The 6,280-nt window shown below is 59.1% G+C and carries 5 protein-coding genes and 5 pseudogenes; 7 read left to right on the plus strand and 3 right to left on the minus strand.

All coding sequences use genetic code 11. The features are described 5' to 3' along the window. The first annotated feature begins 58 nt into the window (after positions 1-58). Positions 59-582: pseudogene (locus tag ACZBJS_RS41750) on the plus strand (ABC transporter ATP-binding protein). 139 nt (positions 583-721) lie between these two features. Next, positions 722-874 (plus strand): annotated as a pseudogene (locus ACZBJS_RS41755) (TOBE domain-containing protein); the annotation flags it as partial. A 271-nt stretch (positions 875-1,145) separates the two neighbouring features. Here ACZBJS_RS41755 and ACZBJS_RS41760 read toward each other — a convergent pair. Further along, on the minus strand, positions 1,146-1,385 hold the full coding sequence (locus ACZBJS_RS41760; RefSeq protein WP_463440260.1) for a hypothetical protein: 240 nt from the start codon (positions 1,383-1,385) through the stop codon (positions 1,146-1,148). 80 nt (positions 1,386-1,465) lie between these two features. On the opposite strand from ACZBJS_RS41760, the gene ACZBJS_RS41765 reads away from it, so the two are divergent. After that, positions 1,466-1,705 (plus strand): hypothetical protein, encoded by a 240-nt coding sequence (locus ACZBJS_RS41765; RefSeq protein WP_463440261.1) that lies wholly within the window; start codon positions 1,466-1,468, stop codon positions 1,703-1,705. Between the two features lie 325 nt (positions 1,706-2,030). Here ACZBJS_RS41765 and ACZBJS_RS41770 read toward each other — a convergent pair whose 3' ends face one another. Beyond that, on the minus strand, positions 2,031-2,234 hold the full coding sequence (locus ACZBJS_RS41770; RefSeq protein ID WP_463440262.1) for a hypothetical protein: 204 nt from the start codon (positions 2,232-2,234) through the stop codon (positions 2,031-2,033). 217 nt (positions 2,235-2,451) lie between these two features. Between ACZBJS_RS41770 and ACZBJS_RS41775 the strand changes: the two are divergent. Then, positions 2,452-2,736 (plus strand): annotated as a pseudogene (locus ACZBJS_RS41775) (IS5/IS1182 family transposase); the annotation flags it as partial. Between the two features lie 402 nt (positions 2,737-3,138). Further along, positions 3,139-3,696 carry an IS21 family transposase gene (locus tag ACZBJS_RS41780; RefSeq protein ID WP_463440263.1) on the plus strand — a complete coding sequence of 186 codons (558 nt, stop codon included), beginning with the start codon at positions 3,139-3,141 and terminating at the stop codon, positions 3,694-3,696. Between the two features lie 199 nt (positions 3,697-3,895). Here the strand turns inward: ACZBJS_RS41780 and ACZBJS_RS41785 are convergent. Then, positions 3,896-4,935, minus strand: a pseudogene (locus ACZBJS_RS41785) (IS110 family RNA-guided transposase). A gap of 104 nt (positions 4,936-5,039) precedes the next feature. Between ACZBJS_RS41785 and ACZBJS_RS41790 the strand changes: the two are divergent. Both ACZBJS_RS41790 and ACZBJS_RS41795 read left to right on the plus strand, forming a co-directional pair. Continuing rightward, a pseudogene (locus tag ACZBJS_RS41790) lies at positions 5,040-5,579 on the plus strand (IS5/IS1182 family transposase); the annotation flags it as partial. Positions 5,580-5,968: 389 nt separating this feature from the next. After that, positions 5,969-6,205 carry a hypothetical protein gene (locus ACZBJS_RS41795; protein WP_463440264.1) on the plus strand — a complete coding sequence of 79 codons (237 nt, stop codon included), beginning with the start codon at positions 5,969-5,971 and terminating at the stop codon, positions 6,203-6,205. The last annotated feature ends 75 nt before the right edge of the window (positions 6,206-6,280 follow it).

The following is a 6,280-nucleotide window of genomic DNA, read 5'->3' on the forward strand; positions in this document are numbered from 1 at the left end:
TAGCCGAAGGCGAGTTTCTTTCATATTGGGGCCCAGCGGTTCCGGCAAGTCTACGCTGTTGGGCCTGATCGCCCGCCTTATTCAGCCGACGGGCGGCTGCATCATGCTCGGATCAAGCGATGTCACGCTTGTTCCTCCGGCACAACGCGAGGTCGGACTCGTTTTCCAGTCCTACGCGCTTTTTCCGAACATGACCGTAGCGGAGAACATCGCGTCTGCAAGCGTGACGCAAAGGCCCGCGTGGACGCAACGATTGAAGTGATTCGCCTCAATGGTTTGGAGAACAGGAAGCCATCCGAGCTTTCCGGCGGCCAGCAACAGCGCGTCGCCATCGCGCGTGCCGTCGTGTTCGGACCGAGGCTCCTGCTCCTTGATGAACCGCTGGCCGCCTTGGACCGCAAGTTGCGGGAAGAGGTCCGACTGGAGCTGCGGCGACTGCAGCGCACTCTCGCCGTGACCACCGTTTTGGTGACGCACGACCAGGATGAGGCGATGTCGATGAGCGATCGGATCGCCAAATTTGTTTCCCGACCGTGGTGCGAGAGGGTCGTAGCACGGGGTTTGCGCCGGTCGACGGAATGAAGGTGCCACTCGTAGTCGCCAATGCATCGCCCGGCAGCTGAGCGACGATGCTGATTCGCCCGGAGCGTATCAACCTTGAGCCAGCCACGGCTGCCCGGGACGGCAGCTTCGGCATCGAGGGCGACGTTGCCGACGAGTCTATCAAGGTGAAATCGTCCGCTACGCGATGCAAGCGCCGCCTACCGGCACCGTCATCGCGTCGTGCCAGCACGTGATTCCGAGGTTTGCGCCGGGGGATCGCGTGTTTCTTTCCTGGGGACCTGACGATGCGCGGCTTATCCAAGATGAATAACCGAGGAGACTTTCTGTGAAGTTTCTGTATTCAGCAAGGAAAGCCCGCTGATCTTCTGCTTGTCATTCAGTGCAGCGCTGCAACTGACGCCAGCGGGTGCGCAGCCCGCGAAGAAGTTCATCTACGGAGACGGGGCAAGCACGACGTCGGGATCGAGGTATGGGACAAGCCATTCACCGTTCAACTACAATCAGGCGTTGCCGTCCCTTGCTTTCTCTGGGTGGTGCCCAAGGGGGCGCCGCCCCCGGAAGTGGAGGCGGCGACGCTGTTGCTACCCGATTTCAGCTTGCCAGAGAAGCAAGCGGTCTTTAGCCAGCGGCTTCTCTACTTCGGCAGCAGCGTAAAAATGGCCCAATATCTGCCCAAGCAGCTGCTGGACAAGCAGCCCAGCTCTCCCCAGAACAAGGATCGCCGGCTCCTGTCCGATGGTAAGTGGTAGATCGAGAACGGCGAAAAGGTGCAGCGGCTCTGGCCAGAATGGAAGCTTTGCGCCACTAATCGAAGTGGCCATTCGATGGGCTCCGTGCCGAGGTTCGGCGATCCCAGTTCTCGTACTGGGGTTCTCTTACGATTTGGCGAGAAGTAGGACACATGTGGTCGGACCGAATCAAGACCGGAGACTTGCGTTTTGAGATCATGGTGGTACCGCTGCTGCTCTTTATGGTGTTCGTGTTCAACCTGCCTATCCTGACAATGATCGGGTGGAGTTTCTCGAATCCGATGTCGACCACGCACCACTATGCCTACCTCCTCGAGACGTCGGTCTATCTCCGCGTGGTCGGCAACACGATGAGCATCGCAGCGCTCACGACGATGGCCTGCATCGTCTAGGGGTATCCGCTCGCCTATTGGATGCGAAGGTTCTCAGCGCGTAGCCGCTCGATCTGCCTGACGCTCGTGCTGGCTTCCTTTCTGGGTCAGCGCATTGATCCGCACGTATGCTAGGATTGTCATTCTCGGAAACGACGGGATCGTGAATCGATCACTTCTTTCAATGGGCTGATCAAAGTGCCGTTTCAGCTTCTATACAACCAGCTCGGGGTCCTAGTTGATACCGCCAATGTGATGCTGCCATTCTTCGCGCTCCCGCTGTATGCCGCATTCAGCCGGTTTGACGAGAGATGCTTTCAGACTGCAGCGTCAGGGCTTCAAAGCGCTATATTTTGGCCTTTTCCTTCCGATAAGCGCACCGGCACTCGTGGCGGACGCGCGTCTTGTATTCATGTTGGCGCTCGGCTTCTACATCACGCCCGCGATCCTTGGCGCCGGCAATGTGCCGATGATCGCCAATATGCTGGACATTCTTATCAGTACGCGTCGGCGCTGGGAGAGAGCGGTCGGCTTTATCGACCATGCTCATGATCTTCGTTCTACTTCTCGACGCGATCAGCCGCAGACTACGCGGTGGTGACATGGCTTGACCCGAGAGGATGCAGATGGACAGAGCTACGCTTTATGCGAACCCTGCGACGTCCGTGTCTCTGATGTCGCGGCGACAAGGGATGATACGATCGGAAGGAAAGTTCAATAGAGGGCGTCATTATGTGGAGCGGGCACTGGCGGTTCTGCTTGCGGTTGCAGCGATCCGGGGGCTGAACCGCCTAGCGAGGAAGCGCGAGGTCAGGCTGCGGCAATCCTATGCTCGCGTGGCCAAAGGCGCGACGATGATGGCGGGCCGTTACGCCCATGCCAACAATTCAACCGGCATCAGCGGCAACTGCTTATCCTGCGCACAGTCGGCTGGGCCGGATCATCCGCGACATCCGTCATAAGATCGAGAGCCAGCCAGCACTAGAGCAGGCGTCCGTCCCCCCGCTTGGCCGGCCACGCAGATCCGCTCGCAGCGCCAGCGTGCTTTTGGCTCTATTCTTTCTGTGGTTGCCGTTCGCGATGCAAGAAGATTTTTTCGGCGTGAGATGTGATTGCCGATTCCGAGATGATAGTGCGCACCGTACCGACTTGATGGCGTGCAGGGTTCCGAAATGATCGCACGCAGTTTCGGATGGTGTGAGGCCCGATCGCTGGTCCAATTCTCCGGCTGGAAGCAGCTGGGAGGATTGGATGCCGACGAGGAGGGTTATCATGCGCCAGGTGCGCGAGATTGTGAGTCTGAACCTTGAGGCTCGGCTCTCGACGCGCGTGGTTGGCGAGCGCGTCGGCATCGGGCCGACGACGGTACGTGACACACTGAAGCGGTTTGGGAGCGCAGTCCCTAAGCGATAAGCGACGCCGAGCTGGAGCAGCGACTGTACGGGGTGCCGGGCGTGAAGTCGGGTCGCCGCAAGGTGGCAGAGCTTGACGGGCCCGTTGTTGCCCACGAGCTCAAGCGCAAGCATGTGACCTTGCAGGTATGGGACGAGTACATTGCAGAGCATCCGGACGGGTACCGGTACAGCCGTTTCTGCGACTTGTTCCGCAACAGGGAAGGCCGGCTGCCGCTGGTGATGCGCCAGCACCACGGCGGCGGCGCGAAATTGTTTGTCGACTATGCCGCCGACACGGCGCCGGTGGTTGACCGTAAAACTGGCGAGATGCGTGACGCGCACATCTTCGTGGCAGTCATGGGCGCATCCAGCTTATCGTTCGCGCTGTCGACGTGGACCGAGCAGTTCGGCGACTGGATCGCGGGACATAAGGCGGCCTACAGCTTTTTTGGCGGCGCGACGCAACTGCTGGTACCCGACAGCGCCAAGGTCGCGGTGATCAAGGCCTGCCTCTATGACCCGATGGTCAACCGCAGTACAGCGATGTGGCGCAGTCATTACGACACGGCGATTTTGCCGGCACGGCCTGGAATGCTACGCGGCATCAGATTGGAATAGCTGCGCGCGATCATCGGAATCCGCACATGTGATCGAGTGCGCGCTTCTGTGAGGCCTTCATGTGCGGCCTTCAGATGCCGCCGGCCGGTACGGTGATCTGCGGATCAACTCCAAATCTTCCATTCGGGCTCGAAGCTCCAGGAATACAGCTGGCTTTCCCGATCCAGATCTTTTATCATTTGCCATGCAAGTCGTCTTCTCACACTCCCCAACTTACCGGCGTTAGATTGAGGCCCGCTGCAGACTGATCGTCATGCAGCGGTCGCGAGCGCCGGATCTCGTCAGCATCCGTCCAGATGGCGCGCGCCATCTTGTTCGCGTGTGCGACCGCCACGAGGATACGGGGCTTCCTGACCAGTATGCGGCCCAGCCAGGTTTTCTCGCTTATGGACTTGCGTCCCAGCCAGCTCAGGCAAGACATCGCGCCAATGATCAGGAGTTTACGTATGTCCACTTGGCCGGCCTTTGACGCCCGGCCAAGCCGTTGCTTACCACCCGATGAATGTTGCTATGGCACAAGCCCCAGCCATCCTGGCGAAATCCCGGCCGGACCTGAATTTCTCCATCGGCGGCGCGAAGGCCTCAATCGCCAGCGCAGTGATCCGGAGCCCCATGCTGGGCATCGTCTGCAGGCGCTTTGCCGTCTCGGTCTCCGTGGCTAGCTCCTTAAGATGCACTAGCACAGTTTCGATCCGAGTAGTTTTTTTAGCGATCTGCTGCAGTATATCGCTGCTAGAGATCGCGCACGAGTTCGGCAAATCACCTCGCTCTTGGTCGAGTATGTCGTGAATCTGCTTTATGCCAGGGTTTCCTTGCGGAGCGATGTAGCCGAATTCATAGAGATACGCGCGCAAGGGATTCGTCAACTCAGTGCGCTGATGGACCAACTGCTCCCTGTTTCGAAACAGAACCGTCCGGGTCTGCTGGGCCGGTCTTGATCTCGACAAAACGCATTTGCGGACGCTGCGCCGCGTCAACGATCGCCTCAGCGTCGGCGGCGTCATTCTTCTGGTGGTTCAGGAACGGCTTAACCTAGCGCGGCGAGATCAGTTTCAGTTCATGCCCGGCTTGATTATCTGCCAGGCCAAAGTGGGCCCCACCGCAGGCCGCCGTCACCACCACGCTCGGAGCCTAAATTTGTGGAATTGAGCCCGCGACAGCTTCTTGCGAAGCTTCACGTGCCCGTCATCGACGCGCATGGCGTTGGAGAACATGTTTTGCCAGATCCACGCCGATCATCGTATCCTTCGTCACGGTTGCCGTCCATTCCGCTCAGTGGTTGTGAATCACAACCCTTTTGGCACATTGCGATGCCGTCAGGGAAGGACGGCAACCATCCCATCTTCCATGCTTCGGAGGAGGAGCGCATCGGCAAGGGTAAGGCCGCCGCGCGTTACGAGTTTGGGGTGAAGGCCTCTATCGTCACCAACAATCGCGGGGCGCCCGGTGGTCTGTTCGTGCTGCATGCCAAGTCGCTGCCCGACAATGCGGGCATGCATTGCGGGACGTTATTGACCGTACCGAGACACTCACCGGCTGTGCGATCAAGCGGCCTATGTCGACAAGGGATACCGCAGCCACGACGCGCAAACTTCCCCCCGTGTCTTCATCTCTGGTCGGAAGCGCGGCGTCTTCGGTATCATCAAGCGCGAATTGAGCCACCGCTCCGCCATCGAGCCTTTCATCGGACACCTGAAGGCCGAAGGATACCTCAGCAGCTGCTATCTCAAAGGCCGCGCCGGAGACGCCGCCAACGTTCTCCTCTCAGCCGTCGGCCACAACTTCCGGCGCGTCCTGGCCCGGCTCAGAGCCTCTTGTGCCTGTTCCTGGTCCCGGTCGGGCAGACGCTCAACTGTCAAGCTCAGCTCAGTCCCGCTTCTTAACATGGCGTAATCGCGGTTGACGTCTTGAGAACACGAGGTTCGGTACGATCGACATCAGCGAATCGAAAAGGAGCCGCGCTATGAAGCAGTACGTTGGTCTGGACATCTCTATGGAAGAAACCAGCATTTGCGTTTTGGACCAGACTGGCGGCGTGACATTCGAAGGTTGCGCGCCCACCAATCCGGAGGCCCATCGCAAAACTCTTGCGACGTCATGCCGGCAATGCTGAGCGGATCGTTTTTGAAACAGGCTCGCTATCGAATTGGCTTTGGCACCAACTCTAGGAGCTGGGCTTCCCGGTTATTTGCCTTGATGCGCGTCATGCCAACGCAGCGTTATCGATGCGCATCAACAAGTCGGACCAGAACGACGCCAAGGAATTGGCCGAATGGCCCGCATTGGTTGGTACCGGGAAGCAGCCGTGAAGGGAGCGGAGAGCTGGAAAACCCGTTCGATGCTGGCGGCACTAACCAAGCTGGTGAATCTGCGGCGAGATATTGACAACCAAATGCGCGGTCTGTGCAAGGGGTTGGGAATAGTGCTCGGCAAGGCCGGCTCGACCAACCTGGCTCGCAAAGTCGACGCCGTGCTGTCCGTAGCGGGTGAAGATGTCGTGTTTTTGTAGCTCGTGATCTGTCGCCTTCGTTGTTGATTATCGGCGTGGCCGGAAGGCGCGGACGGCTCGGCCGATTTGGTCATG

Source organism: Bradyrhizobium sp. KZN70725 (genome assembly GCF_055264925.1).